The organism is Sulfuriferula multivorans, from assembly GCF_003851125.1.
In the GTDB taxonomy this organism is placed as follows: domain Bacteria; phylum Pseudomonadota; class Gammaproteobacteria; order Burkholderiales; family Sulfuriferulaceae; genus Sulfuriferula; species Sulfuriferula multivorans.
Map to the genome: position 1 here is coordinate 13,417 of NZ_BGOW01000001.1, position 22,936 is coordinate 36,352.

Below are 22,936 nucleotides of genomic sequence, written 5' to 3' on the forward strand. Positions count from 1 at the left end.
GGGTATCGTGGTGACAAAAAAGCTGCTGTTGGTGGATGGATCGTCGTATCTGTATCGGGCATTTCACGCGCTGCCGGATATGCGCAACAGTGCCGGTGAACCCACCAGCGCCATTTACGGCGTGCTCAACATGCTGCGCCGGTTGAAAAAAGATATCGCCGCCGATTATAGTGCCTGCGTATTTGACGCCAAAGGCAAAACCTTCCGCGACGACTGGTATCCCGAGTATAAAGCGCACCGGCCATCCATGCCAGACGATCTGGCACGCCAGATCGAACCGCTGCACAACGCCATCCGTGCCATGGGCTGGCCGCTGTTGATGATAGACGGCGTCGAGGCCGACGATGTGATCGGCACATTGGTCAAAATGGCCGAAGCCGAGGGCATGCACAGCATCGTATCTACCGGCGACAAGGACATGGCGCAACTGGTCAACAACCACGTCACTCTGATCAATACCATGACCAACGAAACCCTGGATGAAGCTGCGGTGCTGATCAAGTTCGGTATTCCTCCGGCACGCATTGTGGACTACCTGACGCTGGTGGGCGACGCGGTGGACAATGTGCCGGGGGTGGAAAAAGTCGGTCCCAAAACCGCGGTGAAATGGCTCACCGAATACGGCACGCTGGACAATCTCATCACCCACGCCGGGCAAGTGAAAGGTGCCGTGGGCGACAACCTGCGTCGCGCGCTGGACTGGCTACCCACCGGCCGCAAGCTGATCACCATCCGCACCGATGTCCCTTTGCCCGTGGATATACATGAGCTGTTAATGGATGCGCCAGACAAAGCCGCACTTGGTGCGCTCTACACCCACTATGAATTCAAGAGCTGGCTGCGCGACCTCGACAATGGCGCGCCCTCCCCTTCCGCGGCTCCCACCATAACAGACATGTTCGCCAGCGACGCGCTGCCCGCAACGCCCGCGCCGCATCATTACGACACCCTGCTCACCCAGGCACAGCTTGATGCCTGGCTGACCAGGCTGATGGCCGCCGCGCTGGTATGCGTGGATACCGAAACCACCAGCCTCGACCCACTCCAGGCGCGCATTGTGGGTATGTCTTTCGCCATCGAGCCGCACTCTGCAGCCTACCTGCCGCTGGCGCACGTCGGGCCGGATGCGCCTCAGCAGTTGGACCGCGACAGCGTGCTGGCGCAACTCAAGCCCTGGCTGGAAGATGCCACCCGCGCCAAACTCGGCCAGAACCTCAAATACGACATGCACGTACTTGCCAACCACGGCATTCAACTGGCCGGGGTGGCACACGACACCCTGCTGCAGTCCTACGTGGTGGAATCGCACCAGTCGCGCAACATGGATAGTCTTGCCTTGCGCCACCTGGGGGTAACCACCATCACCTATGCCGAAGTCGCCGGCAAGGGTGCCGGACAAATCGGCTTTGAGCAGGTAGACGTGGCGCGCGCCGCCGAATACGCCGCCGAGGATGCCGACGTCACACTCCAGCTCCATCAATCCATGTACCCGCGAATCGCCGCTGACGCCAGGCTGGACTATGTATACCGCCAGCTGGAAATACCCGTGTTATCGATACTCTGGAAAATCGAGCGCAACGGCGTACTGCTCGATGTTAAATTACTCGACGCGCAAAGCCGCGAACTCGGACAAAAAATGCTGGCACTGGAACAGCAGGCGCACACGACCGCCGGCCAGCCGTTCAACCTCAACTCGCCCAAGCAGATTCAGGAAATCCTGTTCACCCAGCTGGGCTTGCCGATAATCAAGAAAACCCCGGGAGGCGTACCTTCCACCGACGAGGACGTGCTCACCCAGCTCGCCCTGGATTACCCGCTACCCAAGCTGTTGCTGGAATACCGCGGCCTGGCCAAGCTCAAGTCCACCTATACCGACAAGCTGCCGCGCATGGTCAACCCCGCCACCGGACGCGTGCATACCAGCTATTCGCAAGCGGTGGCGGTAACCGGGCGGCTGTCCAGCTCCGACCCCAACCTGCAGAACATTCCGGTAAAAACCGCCGAAGGCCGGCGTATCCGCGAGGCCTTCATCGCGCCGCCGGGCAGCCACATTGTTTCCGCCGACTACTCGCAAATCGAACTGCGCATCATGGCGCACCTCTCCAATGATGCCAGCCTGCTCAAGGCCTTCGCCGAGGACGCCGACATCCACAGCGCCACTGCCGCCGAAATCTTCGGCATGCCCCAGCAGGAGATTGGCCCGGAACAGCGCCGCGTCGCCAAGACCATCAACTTCGGGCTGATCTACGGCATGTCCGCTTTTGGCCTGGCCAGCCAGCTGGGCATCGACCGCGCGGCGGCGCAGTCCTATATTGACCGCTACTTCGCCCGCTATCCCGGCGTCGCCGACTACATGCAACGCACGCGCGAACAGGCGCGCGAACAGGGCTATGTGGAAACCGTATTCGGGCGCCGGCTGTGGCTGCCGGAAATCCGCAGCGCCAACAAACAGCGGCGCGACGGCGCCGAGCGCGCCGCCATCAACGCCCCCATGCAAGGCACCGCGGCCGACCTCATCAAGCTCGCCATGATCGCCGTGCAGGGCTGGCTGGAACGCGAGCGCCTGCACAGCCGTCTGATCATGCAGGTACACGACGAACTGGTGCTGGAAGTGCCGGATGTTGAACTGGAACGCGTACGCGGTGCGTTACCCGGTTTGATGTGCGACGTGACCAAGCTGGCAGTGCCGCTTAAAATCGGACTGGGTGTTGGATTAAACTGGGAAGCCGCGCATTGATCCCCAAGAACACACCATAGTGCCGCAAGGGTTTGATGATGCAAATGATGTCGAGTATGCTTACCCAGCAAACTTTTTTGCGGCCTACTATTTAACAACTTGTCGATCGTCAATACTCTAGCTGTCGATTTCCGCCTTGCGCTGCGCAATATCCTGCGTCAGCGCCGGCGCAGCTTCATCGCTGTTGTTGCCATCGGCTTTGGCGTGATCGCCATGATGCTATCTTCAGGCTACATCGAATGGATTTTCTGGGCAAACCGTGAACTGACCAGCGTTAACCAGCTCGGCCACATACAAGTGAGTAAACCGGGGTATCACGAAGAAGGCCAGGCAAACCCTTGGGCCTTTCTGCTTCCGGAAAACGCCCCCGCATTGAATGTTCTCGAACACATTCACGGTGTAAAGTCGGTGACGCCTCGCCTGGCTTTCAACGGCCTGATAAGTCATGGCGAAAACACCATCTCCTTCATTGGCGAGGGCATTGACCCAACCAAGGATCCATCGGCTCGCAATCTGGCCATCATGGACGGGCAAGGACTCAATGCAAATGACCCGAAGGGTATCCTGATGGGAACCGGACTGGCCGCCAATCTGGGGGTAAAAACCGGCGATACAGTGGTGTTGCTGGCCAACACGGCATCGGGTGGCATCAATGCAGTGGAAGGACATGTACGCGGTTTGTCGTCAACTTCAATGAAGGAATACGACGACACCATGCTGCGTGTGCCGATCGAAATGGCGCGTACATTGCTGCGTACCAAGGGTTCTCATCTATGGGTCGTGTCTCTGCAACACACGGAAATGACTGATGAAGCCATGAAACAACTGAAAACAGACCCGGCACTAAAGGGTTACGAAATCGTGCCTTGGACGAAACTTGCAGACTTCTATAACAAAACCGTCGCGCTGTTTTCCCGCCAGATGAGTGTAGTCAAGTCCATCATCGCTCTGATCATCATACTCAGCATCAGCAATACCATGACCATGAGCGTATTGGAGCGCACAGTCGAGATTGGCACGGCGATGGCCTTGGGTGTCAGACGTCAGCGCATCCTAGGCCTGTTCCTGATGGAAGGATCGCTGTTGGGTGCGATTGGGGGCGCTTGCGGCGTAATACTCGGTTATCTGGCGGCCCACACCATCTCGGCAATCGGCATTCCCATGCCGCCAGCGCCAGGCATGTCGCGCGGGTTCATCGCCGCAATCATGATCACGCCCACGATTATCTGGCAGGCCTTGTTGCTGGCCCTAACGACCACCCTCATCGCCAGCATCTATCCGGCCTGGCGTGCATCGCAACTGGTCATTGTCGACGCGCTGCGCCACAATCGCTGAGGAACTCCAGGTATGTGGAAACTCGCCCTGCGCAATGTCCTGCGCCACAAAGCCCGAACCGGCATGACGCTATTGGCAATCATCGCCGGCGTAGTAGGCCTGATCCTGAGCGGCGGTTTCGTCCAGGATATCTTCACTCAGCTAGGTGAAGCTCTTATCCATTCTCAATCCGGCCACATACAACTTTCGCGCACCGGATATTTCGAACATGGCGCCCGCAGCCCAGAGAAATATCTGATCGCACAACCCGAGCCGATACGCCGGGAAATCTCTGCCATCAAAGGAGTGGAGGATGTGATGGGCAGAATCTATTTTGCCGGCCTGCTCAATAATGGCCGTTCCGATCTGCCCATTGTTGGGGAGGGTGTGGAGGCATCCCGAGAGGCGAGGCTTGGCAGCGGTATGGTAATCTCGGCTGGACGAATGCTAGAGGACAAAGATACTCAAGGCATGATGGTAGGTTACGGACTGGCCCACGCGCTGAAACTCAAACCTGGCGACTGGGCAACCCTGGTGATGAACACCGCCGACGGCGCTTTGAACAGCCTCGACTTCCAGGTCGTGGGGGTCTTTCAGACCTTAGCCAAGGATTATGACGCACGTGCTGTGCGCATCCCTCTGTCAGCCGCCCAATATCTGCTGGCCACACATGGGGTCAATACGCTGGTGGTGTCATTAAAGCACACCCGGGACACGGCACCGATCACCGCTGTCTTGTCCAGAAAATTTGCCGGAACCGGCCTGGAAACAAAAACCTGGCTGGAGTTGAACGACTTTTACGCCAAGACCGTGAAGATGTATGACGTGCAGTTCGGCGTGCTGCGCATCATCATCCTGTTAATGGTGTTGTTGAGCGTGATCAATAGCGTCAATATGAGTGTGTACGAGCGTGTGGGCGAATTCGGCACCATGATGGCTCTGGGCAATCGCAGTAGCAAAGTATTCGCTCTGATCATCACGGAGAACACGATTATCGGCCTGGCTGGAGCCACTCTCGGCGTGGTGCTGGGCATCGTCCTGGCGCTGATCATCTCTGCCATCGGCATTCCCATGCCACCGCCCCCCAACGCGGATCTGAGCTACACCGCTCACATCCGTGTCGTACCCTCGGTAGTCGCAGGCGCTTTCGCAGTGGGGCTGATTGCCACCTTCATCGCAGCGTTTCTACCAGCAGCGCGTGTACATCGCATACCTGTGGTGGATGCACTCCGCCAGAACGTTTAAGTTTTCGCTCTGCACCGGGAATCCCGGCTAAAAATCGCGGCGCAGTTCCGTATAGACTCGATCCTGCTTGTTGTACTGACCGAACAAGCCGGTGGGCGGACCGCCGAAGGTATCCAGCCCGAATGCCAGACGCCAGTTGCGTTCAAACCCCCATGTTATTTTCGGTCGGAACATCCAGTCGCTACGATTTAGGCTATGCACCGCCAGCGCCTCCACTTCCCAGTTGTGGCCAAGCTTATGATTGACCAGCAGAGAGACGTCATTCTCAATCCGGTCGGGAACAATATTCGGATCGTGATTGAAATAAACACGCTGGAAGAACTGCGTATTGATCCGGGTCTTCGAAGTAGGATTGAAATCCAGACCAACAATCCAGTCGAGCGTATTCTGTTTCACCAGACCGTTGATATCAGCAGGACTCAGCGTATTGTAACTGCGTCCGCTGGTATACACCGCTTCAGCCTTAAGCACGAATGAGCCCAAATCCTTGGCCAGAGTTCCACCGGTTTGCCAGATGCGGTCATGTCTGGGTGTGTATACGAAATACGGCGTGGGTGCAGTCACCAACTGACGATAGAAGGTTTGCTGGCTATCCATGCTGCTATAAAAGAAACCCGACATGTCCCAGCCATTGGTCAACTGGTTAAGCCGCAAGCCGTAATTGGTATTGCTTAAGCGATTTCCGGGCAACACTTCGTCCCGGAACGCAACCGGGTAACCCGCAGGCGTCGCCGGATAGGGATAGAAATCCGATCCGGCACCGGGCTGACTAAAGTCTTTCGGCTTGCCGATCTTGTCGTAGCTGGGGACGGGGATCCAGATCATCTCAGCATGAAAATCGTTCTTGAAATACTCGGCGCGAGCCGCCCATTGGGGGATGCGCAGCACCTGGAAGTCAGGCAGGATGAATTCGCGTAAATCCTTGGCGGAGACTACGTCGGCAACGAATACCCCCACCATTTCTCCCCACACAATCTGTTGACGCCCTACACGCCAATCCAGGCCTCCTCCGCTAAAGTCCAGATAGGTTTCACGAAACTGGAGCCCGAACCGCTGGTCATCACGTACTGCATCCTGATAGTAATTGGTGAGGTCGTAAACTGCGTTGTAGTCCAGGCGTCCACTGACTTTCCAATGCATACCCTGACCCAGGTTGCCCTCTGTGCCAAGCTCAAAACGCCCCATGACTTTCGACCAATGCGCAGGATGCGGATAAGTGTAGGCAAACTCGGTTTGGGCAAACCCGTGCCATCGCGACGGCGCCTTATCCTTGCCTGACGATAACCCCGCATCATCGAAAAGCGATGCTTTGCTGTCCGGCACACCTTTCTCCGCCTTGGTCACGGACTTGCTGCCCGGATCCGAGTCAGAATCGATACCAAACAATGAATCCTTTGATTCCGGCGCAGCCTCAGCCGCCTTTTTGGAAACGGATTTATCTGTGCTGCTCGTCGCAGGAGGCGCATCGAAGAGCGCATCCCTGGATATCGGCATTTCAGAATTTCCGGCAGCCAGCAAGAAAGCGCCTTGTTTGCCGGATATATTCAAGGCATCCGTTCCAGACGCGCCCGCCAGGACAGGCGCACCCAGCACCACCATCCCTACCGCCCTTGCCCAACGTAAAATCATGCTATCCCTCTCGCTCACTCGCCATTGTGGAATTTGTACTAACCGAGTTCCATTTCTTGTCAGTTTTAATGCCAAGCATGGTGACATGACCATCATCGATGCGTATCAAACGATCCGCCATCGACATGACACGGCGATCATGGGTAGAAAAAATGAAAGTTGTACCGTAACGCCTGTTGATCTCTTTCATCAGATTCAGAATGCTCTCACCCGTTTTGCTATCAAGGTTGGCGGTTGGTTCGTCAGCCAGAACAATGCGCGGATTGATTACCAGCGCCCTTGCAATCGCGACTCTCTGGCGTTGTCCGCCGCTCAGCTGATTAGGCATATGCTTGCCGTAGCGCTCCAGCCCAACCACATTCAGAAACTTCTTGACCCGTTTATGCCGCTCTTCGCGAGTGATTTCCGGGAGCTGAAGCAGCGGGTATTCCACATTTTCCCAGGCTGTCAGTACCGGAAACAGGTTAAAGGTTTGAAAGATAAATCCCGTGGTGCGTGCACGCAAGTCAGCCAGCTGATTGGGTGAGCGACCGGTCACTTCGACATCGTCGATAAAAACCTTGCCATGAGTCGGGTTGTCTATACAGCCAATGATATTTAACAGCGTCGTTTTGCCACTACCGGAAGGCCCGGCAATGGCCAAAAACACCCCCTCCTCGATGGAGAGTGTGATATCTTCGAGCGCAATAACCTTTTGCTCCCCGAGTAAATATTCCTTGGTTACGCCTTCGACCCGGACCAGACTCATCGCATCATATCCGTACAAGGCAGCATCGTTTGAAGGATTAATACCATGTCCATGACCTCCATTTTTCGTGCCGGTTTTTTAACAAGTTTCCTGTTCCTGGCCTTGGCGAGTACCGCCATCGCTGCCGAGTCGCCTTCTGATTCCAAGGCAGACTCGCTTGCACGCAGCATCCTGGAAAAATCCGACGAGATACGATTTCCAGCCCAAGGCTTCCAGGTCGACGTCGATATCATCAGCTCTTCGCCCGGAGTTACACCGGAAAAGCGAAAATACCGGATTCTCTCCAAAGGTAATGAGAATACGGTGGTCATGATACTAGAACCGGCGTCAGAACGGGGGCAGATCATGTTAATGAAAGGCCGTGACCTCTGGGTCTTCATGCCCGACGTCTCCCAGCCCATTCGGCTTGGGCTGGCCCAACGCCTGACCGGCCAGGTCGCCAACGGCGATCTGGCACGCGCCAATTTCTCAGGCGATTACAACTCCAAATTGCTGCGCACCGAAAAACTCGACGGTGAAGAGTACTACGTCCTCGAACTGGACGCCGTGGACCGAAGCGTGACCTACCATCGAGTCATGCTATGGGTCAACAAATCCAACTATCGCCCGCGCAAAGCCGAATTCTATTCCCTCTCCGGCCGTCTGCTGAAGACCAGCACGTACGAAAACTTCGAAACCATGGCGGGAAAACCGCGACCTGCTCGCATGCTCATACAGGATGCGCTCAAGGTCGGCGACACATCAGTGCTGGACTACAGCAACATGAAATTGCGTGATCTGCCCGACAAGGTTTTTAACAAAGACTATCTCAAGAAACTGCAATAAATCATTTAGCCGGCTTCAGAACAAGCTTCAGTGCCCATTGACATTTGCTCTATGGGGTACACTGAAATCAGGTCTGTTGCAAAGCACGGAAATACGCAAACTATCCGCGAAATGGTTTCAGGAGAACAAACAATGACCCAATCACGTCTTGCCTTGATTACCCTGATTACAGCAAGCACCCTGCTCACCGCTTCCTGTGAAACCGTTAATACAACGCAAGGTGGCGCGATTGGCGTAGATCGCAAACAAATCATGTCGCCGCTGGTCTCCAGCCGGCAACTCGAACAACAGGCATCCCTGGCTTATACCGACCTGATAGGCAAGGAAGCCAAACAAGGTGATCTGAATCCTGATCCGGCACAAACTGCGCGCGTACGGCGCATTGTTGACCGCCTGATCCCACAGACCGCTGTGTTCAGACCGGATGCATTGAAATGGAACTGGCAGGTCAACGTCATCCGCTCGCCGGATGTCAATGCGTGGTGTATGCCCGGAGGAAAGATCGCCATCTACACCGGCATACTCGACAAACTGAAACTGAGCGATGATGAGATCGCTGCGGTGATGGGACATGAAATCGCTCACGCGCTGCGCGAGCATGCGCGCGAGCAAGCTTCCGAGCAGACGCTGGCGCAATTGGGATTGCTGGGCGCATCGCTGGCCGGCGCAGGCCAGAACACGGTCAATGCAGGGAGTCAGCTGTACCAACTCGGCATCGGTTTGCCGCATAGCCGCACGCATGAAACCGAAGCCGATCGTATCGGTGTGGAACTCGCGGCGCGCGCTGGCTATGATCCACGCGCCGCCATCTCGGTGTGGCAAAAAATGACCCGGCTCGGCGGCAGCCGCCCACCGGAATTTCTGAGTACCCACCCCAATCCGGAATCACGCATGCGTGATCTGCAGCAATACGCAGAAAAAGTAATGCCGTTGTATTTGCAGGCAAAAAAAACTAGCCATACAGTTTTGCCGCGACTGCGGATTGCGTATAAAATAGGCAGCCTTTTCTTCACTCCTGCCCTCACATGCGCATTGGTGTGCACACCCTCAAGAACAATCTGATAGTCGCTCCCATGGCGGGCGTGACCGATCGGCCATTTCGCCAGCTGTGCAAGCAGATGGGGGCGGGTATGGCAGTGTCGGAGATGGTAACTTCCAACTCGCTGTTATATGGCTCGACCAAGACCGCGCGCCGCGCCAACCATGACGGCGAAGTGGACCCGATTTCGGTACAGATTGCCGGCGCCGACCCCGCGATGATGGCAGAGGCAGCGCGTCATAATGTTGATCGCGGCGCGCAAATCATCGATATCAATATGGGTTGCCCGGCCAAGAAAATCTGCAACGTGATGGCGGGCTCGGCGCTGCTGCAGGACGAACCGCTGGTGGCGCGGATCCTGGAAGCGGTTGTCAATGCCGTGCCCAATGTGCCGGTCACACTTAAAATACGCACCGGCTGGGACAAGCAGCACAAAAATGCGCTCACCATTTTGAATATTGCACAGAACAGCGGCATCCAGGCGCTGGCGATGCATGGCCGTACCCGTGCCTGCGGCTACACCGGCAATGCCGAGTACGACACCATTGCTGCAGTCAAGGCCGCAGCACACATCCCCATCATCGCAAACGGTGATATCACCACACCGGAAAAAGCGAAATTCGTGCTCGACTACACTGGTGCGGATGCTGTCATGATTGGCCGCGCCGCCCAGGGTCGCCCGTGGATTTTTCGCGAAATCGAATACTTCCTGCAAACCGGCTCGCACTTGCCCGCACCTGAAGTCGATGAAATCCACCACGTATTACTCGATCATTTGCACGATCTCTACGGGTTTTATGGCGAATATGCAGGAGTACGCATTGCCCGCAAACATATCTCCTGGTACACCAAAGGCCTGCAGGACTCTGCCACCTTTCGCCACGCCATGAACCAGTTACAGAACGTTGCCGAACAGGAAGCTGCAGTGAACGAATTTTTCGACCGGTGCCGCGCACGCGGACAGCGCCTCGATTACGTAGAACCCGACAATAACAACTTTAACGAAACATCGCTTGCCGCATGATGCGGCGAGCACAGGGAGATTCAGCAAGGTGAGAAAAGAAAAAGAAAATGATATTCCGGCATGTGTGGCACGCGCCATGGATGATTACTTTCGCGATCTGGACGGGGAAGTGCCGACAGGAATATACGACATGGTAATGGCCTGCGTGGAGCAGCCACTATTGGAGCAAGTCCTGCTTTTCGCTGAAGGCAACCAGACTCGCGCCGCTGAATACCTGGGCATTAACAGAAATACCCTGCGCAAGAAAATGGCGCAATACGGAATCAAATAAACTTATTTTTAGCCACGGAGTTCACAGAAAACACAGAGAAGAAATATGCCGTTCATCTCTGCGTTTTCTGTGAACTCCGTGGCAAAAGCTTTTTAAACAATCAGGATAAACAACATGGCATACATTGAGCGCGCGCTGATCAGCGTTTCCGACAAGACCGGTGTGCTGGAATTTGCCAAAGGCTTGCGCGAATTCAATATCGAAATTCTGTCCACCGGCGGCACCGCCAAAATGCTTGCCGAACATGGCGTCCAGGTGACCGAAGTGGCGGATTACACCGGCTTCCCGGAAATGCTCGATGGCCGGGTGAAAACCCTGCATCCAAAAATCCACGGCGGCATTCTGGCGCGCCGCGACCTCGCCGAACACGCCGAGGCGGTACGCGCAGCCGACATCGGTTACATCGACATGGTGGTGGTGAACCTCTATCCGTTCAGTCAGACTGTCGCCAAGCCCGATTGCACCCTGCCCGAGGCAATCGAGAATATCGACATTGGCGGCCCGACCATGGTGCGCTCCGCGGCCAAGAACTACCAGCACGTTGCGGTGGTGACGGATCCGGCCGATTACGCCAGCGTGCTCGCCGAACTCAAAGCCAACCACGGCTCGGTAACCACCGCCAGCTGCTACAACCTGGCGCGCAAGGCGTTTTCGCATACCGCCGAGTACGACAGCGCGATTTCCAATTACCTGACCGCGCGCGAGCTGAATGGCGAACGCGCCGATTTTCCCAGCCGTCTCAACCTCAATTTCGAGCGCATGCAGTCGATGCGCTATGGTGAAAATCCGCACCAGGCAGCGGCGTTCTACCGCGACATCAAACCGGCCGCAGGCACGCTGGCACATTACACCCAGTTGCAGGGCAAGGAATTGTCCTACAACAATATCGGCGACGCCGACGCAGCGTGGGAATGCATCAAGACTTTCGATACGCCGGCCTGCGTCATTATCAAACACGCCAACCCCTGCGGCGTGGCGCTGGCACCTGATACGCTCGGCGCCTACCAGCGCGCACTGGCTACCGACCCGACCTCGGCGTTTGGCGGCATTATCGCCTTCAACCGCGAGGTCGATGCCGCCACCGCCGAAGCGGTATCCGGCCAGTTCATGGAAGTGTTGATTGCACCGGCCTACACTGCGGCCGCACTGGCACTGCTGGCGAAAAAGGTGAACGTGCGTGTGCTCGCCGTGCCGCTTGCTGCAGGCCACAACGCGCTGGAGCTCAAACGCGTCGGCGGCGGCTTGCTGGTACAAAGCGCGGACACCTTCAACATCAGCGCCGCCGATTTGAAAGTGGTCACGCAGCGCCAACCCAGCCCACAGGAAATTCAGGACATGCTGTTCGCCTGGCGCGTGGCCAAATTCGTCAAATCCAACGCCATTGTATTTGCCGCCAACGGCCAGACCTTGGGTGTGGGTGCCGGCCAGATGAGCCGGGTGGATTCCACCCGCATCGCCGTCATCAAGGCCGGTCAAACCAACTTGCCTCTGACTGGTTGTGCTGTCGCTTCCGATGCATTCTTCCCGTTCCGCGACGGCGTCGACATTCTTGCCAGCGCCGGTGCCAAGGCGGTGATTCAGCCGGGCGGCAGCATCAAGGATGCTGAAGTCATCGCCGCTGCAGATGAGCATGGAATCGCCATGGTATTTACCGGGCACCGGCATTTCCGTCACTGAGTTTTGACAGGTCAACTATGAAAGCTCTAGTCATTGGTTCCGGTGGTCGCGAACATGCTCTGGCCTGGCGGCTGGCTCAGTCACCACGCATTTCAAAAGTGCTGGTGGCGCCCGGCAATGCCGGCACGGCGCGGGATACGGCGCTCACCAATGTGCCGGTCAGCGCCATCCTCAGCCTGGTGGAGTTTGCCCGGCGCGAAGATGTCGCGTTCACCGTGGTAGGGCCGGAGGCGCCGCTGGCGGCCGGCATCGTGGACGCATTCCGTGCGGCCGGCCAGAAAATTTTCGGCCCCACCCAGGCTGCTGCCCAGCTCGAAGCCTCCAAGGATTTCGCCAAGGCATTCATGGCACGGCACAACATTCCCAGCGCAAAATACCAGACTTTCAGTGCCGCACAACCAGCTCATGCATACATCGACGCCAACGGCGCGCCTATCGTCATCAAGGCCGATGGGCTGGCGGCAGGCAAGGGCGTGGTGGTCGCGCAAACCCTGGCAGAGGCTCACGCGGCGGTGGACATGATGCTGGAAGGAAACAAACTCGGCAGCGCCGGCGCGCGCGTGGTGATCGAGGAATTCCTCACCGGTGAGGAAGCCAGCTTCATCGTGATGTGCGACGGCGAGCACGTGCTGCCGCTGGCCACCAGCCAGGACCACAAGCGCCTGCTGGACGGCGACGCCGGACCCAATACCGGCGGCATGGGCGCGTATTCGCCGGCGCCGGTGGTCACCCCGGAAATCCATGCGCGCGTGCTGCGCGAAGTCATCGCCCCGGTAATGGCCGGCATGAAAAAAGAAGGCGTGCCCTACACCGGATTTCTTTATGCCGGACTGATGATCGACGCCGCAGGCCATATCAAGGTGCTGGAATTCAACTGCCGCATGGGGGATCCGGAAACCCAGCCCATCATGCTGCGCCTGAAATCCGATCTGGTCGGCATCATGGAACACGCCGTCAATGGCACGCTGGACAAAGTGGAAGCCGAGTGGGACCGGCGTACCGCGCTGGGCGTGGTGCTGGCGGCGGCGAATTACCCGGATGCGCCGCGCAGCGGCGACGAGATTGCCGGCCTGCCCAGGGATGAGGAAGACTTCCATGTATTTCACGCCGGCACGGCGCTCAAGGATGGCAAAGTGCTGGCCAGCGGTGGGCGCGTGTTATGCGTCACCGCACTGGGCGACAGCGTGAAAATTGCGCAGCGCCGCGCCTACGAGATTGCCGATCAGATCCACTTCGACGGCTGTCAGATGCGGCGTGATATCGGTTACCGTGCAATTGACAAAAAACCCCGTTGATTCCGCGTTGCGTGGCTGGCTGAAGACAGGCGGCGTCATTGCCTACCCCACCGAATCCTGCTATGGGCTGGGTTGCGACCCGATGAACCCGCACGCCGTCCGGCGCATTCTGCAGCTCAAGGGACGGCCGAAATCCAAGGGACTGATACTGATCGCTGCGCGCGTCGAACAACTCAAACGCTACGTGGATGCCGAAGCATTACAGGCTGCCAAGCATTCCGGCTATTGGCCGGGGCCGGTCACTTTGCTGCTGCCCGCGGCCGGACATTGCCCGCCCTGGCTCAGCGGACGCCACACCAAGCTGGCGGTACGCGTCACCGCGCACCCGCTCGCGGCCTCGTTGTGCGAGCGCCTCGGCATGGCGCTGGTTTCCACCAGCGCCAATCGGGCAGGCGGCAGGCCGCTGAAAAACGCTCGCGACTGCCACCGGATGTTCGGCAATCAAATCCGCGTCATTCCCGGTAAAATCGGCACAGCCCGGCGTCCCAGCACCATTATCGATTTTGCCAGTGGCGATATCCTGCGCAGCTAAGGAACGAAACATGAACACAGATTCAATCAAGGAATATCTTCTGGAACTGCAAGAGCTCATTGTCGAGCGCATGGAACAGATTGACGGCAAGCCCTTCCTGCGCGACAGCTGGGCGCGCCCGGAGGGCGGTGGCGGCATCAGTTGCGTACTGGAAGACGGCAACGTGCTGGAGCGTGGCGGGGTGAATTTCTCCCACGTGTTCGGCGACAACCTGCCACCTTCCGCCAGCGCGGTGCGGCCGGAACTGGCAGGACGCAGCTTCGAAGCCATGGGTGTGTCGCTGGTATTCCACCCGCGCAATCCCTATGCCCCCACCGTGCATCTCAATGTGCGCTTTTTCATGGCCACCAAGCCTGGCGCCGAGCCTGTGTGGTGGTTTGGTGGCGGCATGGACTTGACGCCGTATTACGGCTTCGAGGAGGATGCGGTGCATTTTCATCACGTCTGCCGCAACGCGCTGAATCCGTTTGACACCGCCTATTACCCGCGTTTCAAGCAATGGTGCGACAAGTATTTTTTTCTCAGGCATCGCAACGAGCCGCGCGGTATCGGCGGGATATTCTTTGACGATTTCAACGAGGGCGATTTCGATTTCAGTTTCAACCTGATGCAAAGTGTGGGTGATCATTTCCTTTCCGCCTACGCGCCCATCCTGGAACGCCGCATGGATACCCCTTACGGCGAACACGAACGCGATTTTCAGGCGTATCGGCGAGGTCGCTATGTGGAATTCAACCTGGTGTATGATCGCGGCACGCTGTTCGGCCTGCAATCCAATGGCCGTGCCGAATCCATCCTGGTATCCATGCCTCCGGTGGTCAAATGGCGCTACCACTGGCAACCCGAAGCGGGTACGGCGGAGGCGCGCCTGTACAGCGATTTTCTCACTGGCAAAGACTGGCTCGCCAGTGCTTAACCGGGTCTAAGCGGCATCATGGCATCCACACGCAGCAAACTCATTATTACCGGTAGCGGCCTGCTCATCGTGGGCGTACTGGCAGGCTTTCTCGCCTGGGAGTTCACCACTTCCACCTTGCAGGCAAAGTATCTCAGCGAGTATGCCGCGCGCATGCATTTCAAGCTGGAACCAGGCCCCAGCCCATCCATCCGCTTTCCGCACGATGGACCTTATGACGTGCGCCTTGGTTATACCCGTCTGCCGGACTTCAGCAAGCGCCTGACAAGTTCAGGCTTCGCGATCGCTGCGCAGGCGCTCATCAGTCCGGCCATGGCGCAAATGGCCGATAGCGATCTGTTCCTCCCTTACCATGAAAAAGACCAGACCGGCCTCACCCTGTACGACACCACCGGCGCGGTGATGTTTTCCAGCCGCACGCCGCAACGCGTATTCAGCGATTTTCAGAGCATTCCTGCGCTGATGCGAGACTCGCTGCTGTTTATCGAAAACCGCGAACTGTTGTCGACGGATAACCCCAAGCGCAATCCGGCAGTGGAATGGGACCGGCTGGCGCAGGCGGTGATGGACAAGATCGTGCAGATTTTCCGTCCCGAGCACGACGTGCCGGGCGGCAGCACGCTTGCCACACAGATCGAAAAATACCGGCATTCGCCGGATGGCCTGACCCTGTCCATGGGCGACAAGCTTCAGCAAATGGAATCGGCATCGGTACGAGCTTATCTGGACGGCGAGAACACCCTGCCCGCGCGCCGCAGGGTGGTGCTGGATTATCTCAACACGGTGCCGCTCTCTGCCGCGCCCGGCTTTGGCGAAGTGATCGGCCTGCCCGACGCGCTGTGGGCATGGTACGACCTGGACTACCGGGAGGTGGTGCGTCTGCTCAATGCCAATCAACCTGATCACGCCACCGCCAATGCCTTCAAACACGTATTGTCGCTGCTGATTGCGCAGCGCAAACCGTCGTTTTATCTGGGCAGCAATCGCAAGGCTCTGAACGATCACACCAACATCTACCTGCGCCTGCTGGCCAAAGCCGGACTGATCAGCCCGGCGCTGCGCGACGCCGCGCTGGCTATTCCTTTGCGCTTCAATATCCAGCGCGCGGTCAGTAGCCGTGACTTTGTCGAACAAAAAGCCGCCAATGCCGTACGTTCACGGCTGGCCGGCTTGCTTGGCATGAATCGTCTGTACGACGTGGACCGCCTCGACCTGTCCGCCAGCAGCACCCTGAACGCTATCGCGCAAAAGGCGGTAAGCCGCTTATTGATAAGCCTCAACTCGCCTGAGGGTGCGCACGCAGTAGGCATCTATGGCAAAAACCTTTTGAGTCCGGAGAATGATCTATCGAAGATCATCTACAGCTTTACCCTGTATGAAATAAGCCCGCAAGGCGCACTGTTGCGGGTCCAGGCGGATAACCTCAACCAGCCGTTCGACATCAACAAGGGCGCCAAACTGGATCTGGGTTCCACCGCCAAACTGCGCACCCTGATCAGTTATCTGGAAATCGTCAGCAAGCTGCGCAATGCGTATCTGCAATTGCCTGACAAGCGCCTGCATGAAATTGCTCACCAGGATAACGATGCGATTGCCCAGTGGGCCGCTCAATACCTGTTGACTGCACAGGACAAAAGCCTCGCTGCGATGCTGGAGGGCGCGATGAATCGCACTTATTCGGCGGACCCATCCACTGGTTTTTTCACTGGTGGCGGCTTGCTCCATTTCGTCAACTTCAACAAGGACGACAATGGTCGCCGCATGAATCTGTGGGAAGCCACACGCAATTCGGTCAACCTGGTCTATATCCGCGTGATGCGCGATATTGTTCGTCACTATATCGCGCAAAACCCGGGCGTCGTAGGCAGAATCCTCGAAGATGCCAGCAACCCTGCGCGTAAAACCTATCTGGAGCGCTTTGCCGACCGGGAAGGGCAAGCCTTCCTGCTGCGTTTTCATAAAAAATACCGCGGTTTGAAGCCCACCCAGGTTACTGAAAAGCTGTTTTCCGAGGTACATCCGGTGCCGCGCAGGCTGGCAGCGATTTACCGATATATCGCTCCGGACGCGTCTTTAAGTGCATTTTCCAGCTTTCTGCGGGGCCGCGCGCTGGATGGTACGACGCTGTCGGACAGGGAAATTCAGACGCTTTACTCGCAGAACGCAACCGATGCTTACTCGCTCGCAGACCGTGGCTACATCGCGCAGATTCATCCGCTGGAATTATGGCTGGTGCGCTATCTGCGCAGCCACCCGACTGCTACTTTTGCCGACATCGTCGCTGCCAGCCATGATCAGCGCATCGAGGTGTATAACTGGCTGTTCAAGACCAGCCGCAAAAATGCTCAGGATCAGCGCATCCACAGCCTGCTCGAAGTCGAAGCTTTCCAGAACATCTATCGCGACTGGAAGCGGCTTGGCTACCCGTTTGACAGTCTGGTGCCTTCCTATGCCACCGCCATCGGCAGCTCGGCAGACCGCCCCGCCGCACTCGCCGAACTGATGGGCGTGGTAGTCAACAACGGCGTGCGTCTGCCGGCGGTATCCATCCAGGAACTGCACTTTGCTGCCGGAACACCCTACGAAACCGTGTTTGTGCGCCAGCAACCGCAAGGCGAGCGCCTGCTCCCCGTCGAACTCACACAGGTAGTGCGGCGCGCATTGCAGGGCGTGGTGGAGCATGGCACCGCCGCGCGTCTGAATGGCGCGTTCAAGGACGCCAAAGGTAATCCCATTATCATGGGGGGCAAGACCGGCACCGGCGACCACCGCTACAAAACTTTTGGGGCAGGCGGCAATCTGCTCACCTCACGGGTAGTAAATCGTACCGCTACCATGGTGTTTTTCCTCGGCGACCGTTTCTTCGGCACCATGACCGCGTTGGTCCCCGGTGAAGAAGCAGCCAAGTACCGTTTTACCAGCTCCTTGCCGGCTCAACTGCTCAAGGAAATGGGGCCGGAATTAAGCAATGTTCTGGCGCCCATTGAAGGCCAGACTGCTGCCGAAACTGGTCAAGACTCCACAACGGTACCACAACCGTCGCAAGCCAAACCGCAGCATTCACAGTCGCCCTCTTCCAGCAAAAAGGCATCAACACCCATGCCGCCTGTAAAGCCGGCACCTGACTCTGAGCCAGAGGAAACCACCCCTGGTACTCCGCTCAAACCCGATACAAACATCAGCTCTCCACTACCTGAGTTACCTGCGTCCGATGAAGAACATAAGCCCAAGAGTGAGGAAACCTATTGAACACCCAGGAGCTCGTATCAAGGTTGAACACACCCAAGTCTGCGCTGTCTTCAACAATTGGTTAAAATAGAACGGTTATAGTGTTTCAACACATCCATGCAGTTATTTACATTCGGCATTAATCACCAGACCGCACCGCTCAGCATTCGTGAGCAGGTGGCGTTTCATGCCGACCGCATGGAGGAGGCGCTGCGCGACCTGACTACGCAGACGCCGGTGAAGGAAGCGGCCATCCTGTCCACCTGCAATCGCACCGAGGTATATTGCAACACCAAGCAGGGTGAAGCCGCGCTGGATTGGCTGGCGCGCTATCACCAGCTCAAGCGCTCGGTTATCCAACCCTACCTGTATGCACTGCCGCAAGCCGAAGCAGCGCGCCATGCATTTCGCGTGGCATCCGGACTGGATTCGATGGTGCTGGGTGAAACACAGATCCTCGGCCAGATGCGCCAGGCGGTGAAAACCGCCGAGCACGCCGGCACGCTGGGCATGCTGCTACACAAGCTGTTCCAGCGTACCTTTGCAGTGGCCAAGGAAGTGCGCACCAGCACCGAAATTGGCGCCAGTTCGGTATCCATGGCAGCCGCCGCAGTGCGGCTGGCGGAGCGTATTTTCCCCAGCATTGCCGAACAAAACGTGCTGTTCATCGGCGCGGGTGAAATGATCGAACTATGCGCCACGCATTTTGCCGCACGCCATCCCAAACATATTCTGGTTGCCAACCGCACCGAAGAACGCGCGCGCCTGCTGGCTGACCGCCATCACGGCAGCGCCATTGCATTGACCGACCTGCCAGAACATCTGGCAAATTACGACATCGTGGTGACCTGTACCGCCAGTCCGCTTCCCATACTCGGCAAGGGCATGGTCGAGCGTGCGCTCAAGGCGCGTCGCCACCGTCCCATTTTCATGGTGGATCTGGCCGTGCCGCGCGATATTGAAACCGAGGTCGCCGAGTTGGCCGACGTATTCCTCTATACCGTGGACGATCTGGGTGAAGTGGTCAAACAAGGCATGGACAATCGCCAGGCGCATGTCGGCCAGGCCGAGGCGATTATCGAAGCCAGGGTGGAGACCTTTGTGCACTGGATGGAAACCCGCGAGATGGTACCCACCATCCGCGGTTTGCGCGACCATGCCGAACGTTACCGCCGCCACGAACTGGAGCGCGCGCAAAAAATGCTCGCGCGCGGCGACGATCCGCACGAGGTCATTGATGTGCTGTCGCGCGCGCTCACCAATAAATTCCTGCATTTGCCGACGCATGCACTCAGCCATGCCAGCGACAACGAACGCCAGGAACTGGCCACGCTACTGGCCCGGATGTACTCGCTCCACCACGAATGAAACCAAGCCTGCTAACCAAGCTCGCTCAGATTACCGAGCGGCTGGATGAACTCAACCGTCTGCTGGCCGGCGAGACGGTTACCAGCGATCTGGACAATTACCGCAAGCTCACCCGCGAGCATGCTGAAATCTCTCCGGTGGTCGCGCTTTACAAGGCTTATCGTCAGTCCGAAACCGACATTGCCAATGCCCAGGCCATGCTGTCCGACCCGGAAATGCAGGAACTGGCCGAGGCCGAAATCGCAGACGCCAAGGCACGCCTGCAACAGCTCGAGACCGAACTGCAAGCCGAGCTGCTGCCCAAGGATCCCAACGACGAGCGCAATATCTTTCTGGAAATCCGCGCTGGCACCGGCGGTGACGAATCAGCGCTGTTCTCCGCGGATTTGCTGCGCATGTATACGCGTTATGCGGAACGACAGCGCTGGAAAATCGAGCTGATTTCGGAAAACATGAGCGAACTGGGCGGCTATCGGGAAGTGATTATCAAGATTATCGGCCGTGGTGCCTACTCGCGGCTCAAATTCGAATCCGGCGGCCACCGTGTGCAACGCGTGCCTACCACCGAAACTCAGGGACGCATCCACACCTCTGCCTGTACAGTAGCGGTGATGCCGGAGGCGGACGAAGTGGCCGAGGTTAACCTCAACCCTGCCGATCTGCGCATCGACACCTATCGCGCCAGCGGCGCTGGCGGCCAGCACATCAACAAGACCGACTCGGCGGTGCGCATCACCCATCTGCCCACCGGTATCGTGGTGGAATGTCAGGATGACCGCTCGCAGCACAAGAACAAGGCGCAGGCGCTGTCAGTCCTTGCCGCACGCATCAAGGACAAGCAACTGCGTGAAATCGCCGCCAAGGAAGCCGCCACGCGCAAGTCTCTGATCGGCAGCGGTGACCGCTCAGAGCGCGTGCGCACCTACAATTTTCCGCAGGGACGCATCACCGACCACCGCATCAACCTCACCCTGTACAAGATCGACGCCATCATGGACGGCGATCTCACCGAACTGCTGGACGCATTAGCGTCCGAATACCAGGCCGAATTGCTGGCAGCGATGGGCGAGCGTTAATTTTGCTGGCAATACGAGAACGTCTCGCCGCCGATCAGGCACAACTGGTGCAGGCACTCGGTCTTGCGTCCTGCGACGCCCGCCTGGAAGCACAGCTTTTGATGGCCGCCGCTCTTGACGTCAACCGTGCGTGGCTGCTGGCGCATGATGACGAAATGCTCGCCCCGCCCGTCGCAGCGCGTTATACAAGCTGGCTCAAACACAGACTGACAGGCGAGCCGATCGCCTATATTTTTGGCGAAAAGGAATTCTACGGCCTGATGTTCAAGGTCAGTCCGGCCGTGCTCATCCCGCGCCCGGAAACCGAACTGCTGGTGGAGCTGGCGCTGGCGCGCATCCCCGTGGATCGGCCATGCCGGGTACTCGATCTGGGCACAGGTAGCGGGATCATCGCTATCACATTGGCCAAGCTGCGCCCGTTAGCCGAACTGGTGGCCGTAGATGTCAGCCCGGAAGCACTGGAATTGGCGCAAGCCAATGCCCGTAATCTAAAAGCGGACAATGTACAGTTTATTGAAAGTGACTGGTTCAGCGCACTGAACAGTGTCGAAAAATTTGACGTTATTGTCAGCAATCCGCCGTATATTGCCGCAAATGACTTGCATCTGACGCAGGGGGATTTACGCTTTGAGCCGATTAATGCGCTGGCAGCGGGGGGGTCAGGGCGTGTCGCGCTGGAAGTACTTATTCAAACAGCCGCTCGACACCTCAAACCAGAGGGCTGGCTACTGCTTGAACACGGTTACGACCAGGGTGAATACACACGCAATGCGCTTGCTGTAGCGGGCTTCGGGGAAACCCAAACCTATCCTGACTTGGCGCGGGTCGATCGGGTCAGCATCGGGTGTGTCGATTAACTTTACACACGGCCCAACAAGGATTTGTGTAGCAAGGCGTTTTTTCCTGAAAACGCTATTGCCCACATGGTGTGGGATGGCCAATCTTTATAAACGGTATGTTTCTTGCTTTATATTTATTTACACATACTTTATTCACGATAAATCCCAAATACTAAGGATTGCTCTCATGGAAAACAAAGATAACGGTAAAGCTGAGGTGAACCAGCCAACGATTAGCGCAGGCGAGCCATCCGGCGTGAGTGAAGCCCGCCGTCGTTTTTCCAAAATCGGATTAACCGGCTCAGCCGTCATTTTCACTTTGGCCAGCCGTCCTGTCTGGGCAGGACAGTGCAGCATTTCCGGCATGATGTCGGGTAACGTGTCCTCACCCGGTCAGATCACATGCGCTGGCTGCACCCCCGGTTTCTGGAAAAACAACCATGTCGATACTACCTCGCATGACTGGATTGGCACCGGATATAAGACCACGGAGACATTTAACTCGGTCTTCGGTGTCGAAAAATACAAGATTACTTGCAATCCGACCCTTACTCATGTTTACACTTTGTACGAAGTGCTGTGGTTGCAAGGCAGCGAAGACCCGCTCTTTCCCGAACTGGGTGCGCATGCAGTGGCGGCACTGCTTAACGCTGCCTCCTTCCCCGATCAGTTCGGTTATACCGCTTCGGAAATCCTGCAGCTATTCAGAAACGCAACCAATCATGAGGAACTGAAAAACATGCTGGCGATTCTGAATCAGCGCGATTGTCCAATATCAGGCGATTCGGGCTCTCAACCAGAAGGTACAGGATTTACTTGCCCAACGAGCGGCAATGGCAACTCCCATTGAATAATCCGTCTGAATATGCCTGCTCGAGGTAAAGACACACTTTGGCAAATTACGCCCGGTCACGGGTTACTGCTGCATACCTGGGGCGACGAATACGTGATTTTCGACAAAGCCTCCGGCGACACCCATCTGATCAGCGAACCAGCAGGTAGCCTGCTGGAATGCTTGCAGCTTGGGGCGGCCAGTTTTGAGGATTTGGCCAAGCGAGTCTTCGGCCAGACAGAAACTTTACCGAAACTGGAATCTCATCAAATTCTCAAAACCATGACGGAAGAGTTGACCCGTCTTGGCTTGATTGCCGAATTTCACATTTGACTGCTTCA

General features: G+C 57.2%; 19 protein-coding genes. 17 read left to right on the forward strand and 2 right to left on the reverse strand.

Features of this window, described 5'->3' with window-relative positions:
• The first annotated feature begins 7 nt into the window (after positions 1–7).
• The 3 genes from polA to EI185_RS00080 all read left to right on the forward strand — a co-directional run bounded on the left by polA (position 8) and on the right by EI185_RS00080 (position 5,296).
• The gene (polA, locus tag EI185_RS00070) at positions 8–2,737 is read left to right on the forward strand and encodes a DNA polymerase I (RefSeq protein WP_124703075.1); all 2,730 of its coding nucleotides are present in this window, start codon (positions 8–10) and stop codon (positions 2,735–2,737) included.
• Positions 2,738–2,836: 99 nt separating this feature from the next.
• A complete protein-coding gene (locus EI185_RS00075; RefSeq protein WP_223247575.1) occupies positions 2,837–4,072 on the forward strand; it encodes an ABC transporter permease in 1,236 nt (411 codons plus the stop codon).
• Between the two features lie 12 nt (positions 4,073–4,084).
• The gene (locus tag EI185_RS00080) at positions 4,085–5,296 is read left to right on the forward strand and encodes an ABC transporter permease (protein ID WP_124703076.1); all 1,212 of its coding nucleotides are present in this window, start codon (positions 4,085–4,087) and stop codon (positions 5,294–5,296) included.
• A 27-nt stretch (positions 5,297–5,323) separates the two neighbouring features.
• Here EI185_RS00080 and EI185_RS00085 read toward each other — a convergent pair whose 3' ends face one another.
• Positions 5,324–6,925 (reverse strand): DUF1302 family protein, encoded by a 1,602-nt coding sequence (locus EI185_RS00085; protein WP_124703077.1) that lies wholly within the window; start codon positions 6,923–6,925, stop codon positions 5,324–5,326.
• A 1-nt stretch (position 6,926) separates the two neighbouring features.
• Positions 6,927–7,673, reverse strand: coding sequence for an ABC transporter ATP-binding protein (locus EI185_RS00090; RefSeq protein WP_124703078.1), 747 nt, complete (start codon positions 7,671–7,673; stop codon positions 6,927–6,929).
• Between the two features lie 45 nt (positions 7,674–7,718).
• On the opposite strand from EI185_RS00090, the gene EI185_RS00095 reads away from it, so the two are divergent.
• From EI185_RS00095 to EI185_RS00160, 14 genes are all read left to right on the forward strand, one after another.
• Positions 7,719–8,498, forward strand: coding sequence for an outer membrane lipoprotein-sorting protein (locus tag EI185_RS00095; RefSeq protein WP_124703079.1), 780 nt, complete (start codon positions 7,719–7,721; stop codon positions 8,496–8,498).
• 132 nt (positions 8,499–8,630) lie between these two features.
• Complete coding sequence (locus EI185_RS00100; protein WP_124703080.1) at positions 8,631–9,560, forward strand: M48 family metallopeptidase; 930 nt, start codon at positions 8,631–8,633, stop codon at positions 9,558–9,560.
• Positions 9,524–10,561 (forward strand): tRNA dihydrouridine synthase DusB, encoded by a 1,038-nt coding sequence (gene dusB / locus EI185_RS00105; RefSeq protein ID WP_124703081.1) that lies wholly within the window; start codon positions 9,524–9,526, stop codon positions 10,559–10,561. The genes EI185_RS00100 and dusB overlap by 37 nt, the downstream gene beginning before the upstream one ends.
• Positions 10,562–10,637: 76 nt before the next feature.
• Positions 10,638–10,832, forward strand: coding sequence for a helix-turn-helix domain-containing protein (locus tag EI185_RS00110; RefSeq protein WP_124703264.1), 195 nt, complete (start codon positions 10,638–10,640; stop codon positions 10,830–10,832).
• 114 nt (positions 10,833–10,946) lie between these two features.
• Entirely contained in the window at positions 10,947–12,509 is a 1,563-nt protein-coding gene (gene purH / locus EI185_RS00115; protein WP_124703082.1) for a bifunctional phosphoribosylaminoimidazolecarboxamide formyltransferase/IMP cyclohydrolase, read from the forward strand.
• A gap of 17 nt (positions 12,510–12,526) precedes the next feature.
• Positions 12,527–13,804, forward strand: a complete 1,278-nt coding sequence (purD, locus tag EI185_RS00120) for a phosphoribosylamine--glycine ligase (protein ID WP_124703083.1) — start codon at positions 12,527–12,529, stop codon at positions 13,802–13,804.
• Positions 13,779–14,336: an L-threonylcarbamoyladenylate synthase type 1 TsaC gene (gene tsaC / locus EI185_RS00125; RefSeq protein ID WP_223247576.1), complete on the forward strand. Its 558-nt coding sequence runs from the start codon at positions 13,779–13,781 to the stop codon at positions 14,334–14,336. Before purD ends, tsaC begins: the two co-directional genes overlap by 26 nt.
• 10 nt (positions 14,337–14,346) lie before the next feature.
• A complete protein-coding gene (hemF, locus tag EI185_RS00130; protein WP_124703084.1) occupies positions 14,347–15,252 on the forward strand; it encodes an oxygen-dependent coproporphyrinogen oxidase in 906 nt (301 codons plus the stop codon).
• 18 nt (positions 15,253–15,270) lie between these two features.
• Positions 15,271–18,501 carry a transglycosylase domain-containing protein gene (locus EI185_RS00135; protein WP_124703085.1) on the forward strand — a complete coding sequence of 1,077 codons (3,231 nt, stop codon included), beginning with the start codon at positions 15,271–15,273 and terminating at the stop codon, positions 18,499–18,501.
• A 96-nt stretch (positions 18,502–18,597) separates the two neighbouring features.
• A complete protein-coding gene (gene hemA, locus EI185_RS00140; RefSeq protein WP_124703086.1) occupies positions 18,598–19,848 on the forward strand; it encodes a glutamyl-tRNA reductase in 1,251 nt (416 codons plus the stop codon).
• Positions 19,845–20,924 (forward strand): peptide chain release factor 1, encoded by a 1,080-nt coding sequence (gene prfA, locus EI185_RS00145; RefSeq protein ID WP_124703087.1) that lies wholly within the window; start codon positions 19,845–19,847, stop codon positions 20,922–20,924. The genes hemA and prfA overlap by 4 nt, the downstream gene beginning before the upstream one ends.
• 2 nt (positions 20,925–20,926) lie before the next feature.
• Entirely contained in the window at positions 20,927–21,781 is an 855-nt protein-coding gene (gene prmC / locus EI185_RS00150) for a peptide chain release factor N(5)-glutamine methyltransferase (RefSeq protein ID WP_223247577.1), read from the forward strand.
• A gap of 169 nt (positions 21,782–21,950) precedes the next feature.
• Positions 21,951–22,613, forward strand: a complete 663-nt coding sequence (locus tag EI185_RS00155) for a hypothetical protein (RefSeq protein ID WP_124703088.1) — start codon at positions 21,951–21,953, stop codon at positions 22,611–22,613.
• Between the two features lie 15 nt (positions 22,614–22,628).
• On the forward strand, positions 22,629–22,928 hold the full coding sequence (locus EI185_RS00160; protein ID WP_124703089.1) for an HPr-rel-A system PqqD family peptide chaperone: 300 nt from the start codon (positions 22,629–22,631) through the stop codon (positions 22,926–22,928).
• The last annotated feature ends 8 nt before the right edge of the window (positions 22,929–22,936 follow it).

What these genes read in the sequence shown, in the direction of transcription:
- EI185_RS00080 (WP_124703076.1), top strand. Translation starts at nt 4,085, where the DNA reads ATGTGGAAACTCGCCCTGCGCAATGTCCTGCGCCACAAAGCCCGAACC.
- EI185_RS00085 (WP_124703077.1), bottom strand. Translation starts at nt 6,925, where the DNA reads ATGATTTTACGTTGGGCAAGGGCGGTAGGGATGGTGGTGCTGGGTGCG.
- EI185_RS00090 (WP_124703078.1), bottom strand. Translation starts at nt 7,673, where the DNA reads ATGAGTCTGGTCCGGGTCGAAGGCGTAACCAAGGAATATTTACTCGGG.
- EI185_RS00095 (WP_124703079.1), top strand. Translation starts at nt 7,719, where the DNA reads ATGTCCATGACCTCCATTTTTCGTGCCGGTTTTTTAACAAGTTTCCTG.
- EI185_RS00100 (WP_124703080.1), top strand. Translation starts at nt 8,631, where the DNA reads ATGACCCAATCACGTCTTGCCTTGATTACCCTGATTACAGCAAGCACC.
- dusB (WP_124703081.1), top strand. Translation starts at nt 9,524, where the DNA reads ATGCGCATTGGTGTGCACACCCTCAAGAACAATCTGATAGTCGCTCCC.
- EI185_RS00110 (WP_124703264.1), top strand. Translation starts at nt 10,638, where the DNA reads ATGGATGATTACTTTCGCGATCTGGACGGGGAAGTGCCGACAGGAATA.
- purH (WP_124703082.1), top strand. Translation starts at nt 10,947, where the DNA reads ATGGCATACATTGAGCGCGCGCTGATCAGCGTTTCCGACAAGACCGGT.
- purD (WP_124703083.1), top strand. Translation starts at nt 12,527, where the DNA reads ATGAAAGCTCTAGTCATTGGTTCCGGTGGTCGCGAACATGCTCTGGCC.
- hemF (WP_124703084.1), top strand. Translation starts at nt 14,347, where the DNA reads ATGAACACAGATTCAATCAAGGAATATCTTCTGGAACTGCAAGAGCTC.
- EI185_RS00135 (WP_124703085.1), top strand. Translation starts at nt 15,271, where the DNA reads ATGGCATCCACACGCAGCAAACTCATTATTACCGGTAGCGGCCTGCTC.
- hemA (WP_124703086.1), top strand. Translation starts at nt 18,598, where the DNA reads ATGCAGTTATTTACATTCGGCATTAATCACCAGACCGCACCGCTCAGC.
- prfA (WP_124703087.1), top strand. Translation starts at nt 19,845, where the DNA reads ATGAAACCAAGCCTGCTAACCAAGCTCGCTCAGATTACCGAGCGGCTG.
- EI185_RS00155 (WP_124703088.1), top strand. Translation starts at nt 21,951, where the DNA reads ATGGAAAACAAAGATAACGGTAAAGCTGAGGTGAACCAGCCAACGATT.
- EI185_RS00160 (WP_124703089.1), top strand. Translation starts at nt 22,629, where the DNA reads ATGCCTGCTCGAGGTAAAGACACACTTTGGCAAATTACGCCCGGTCAC.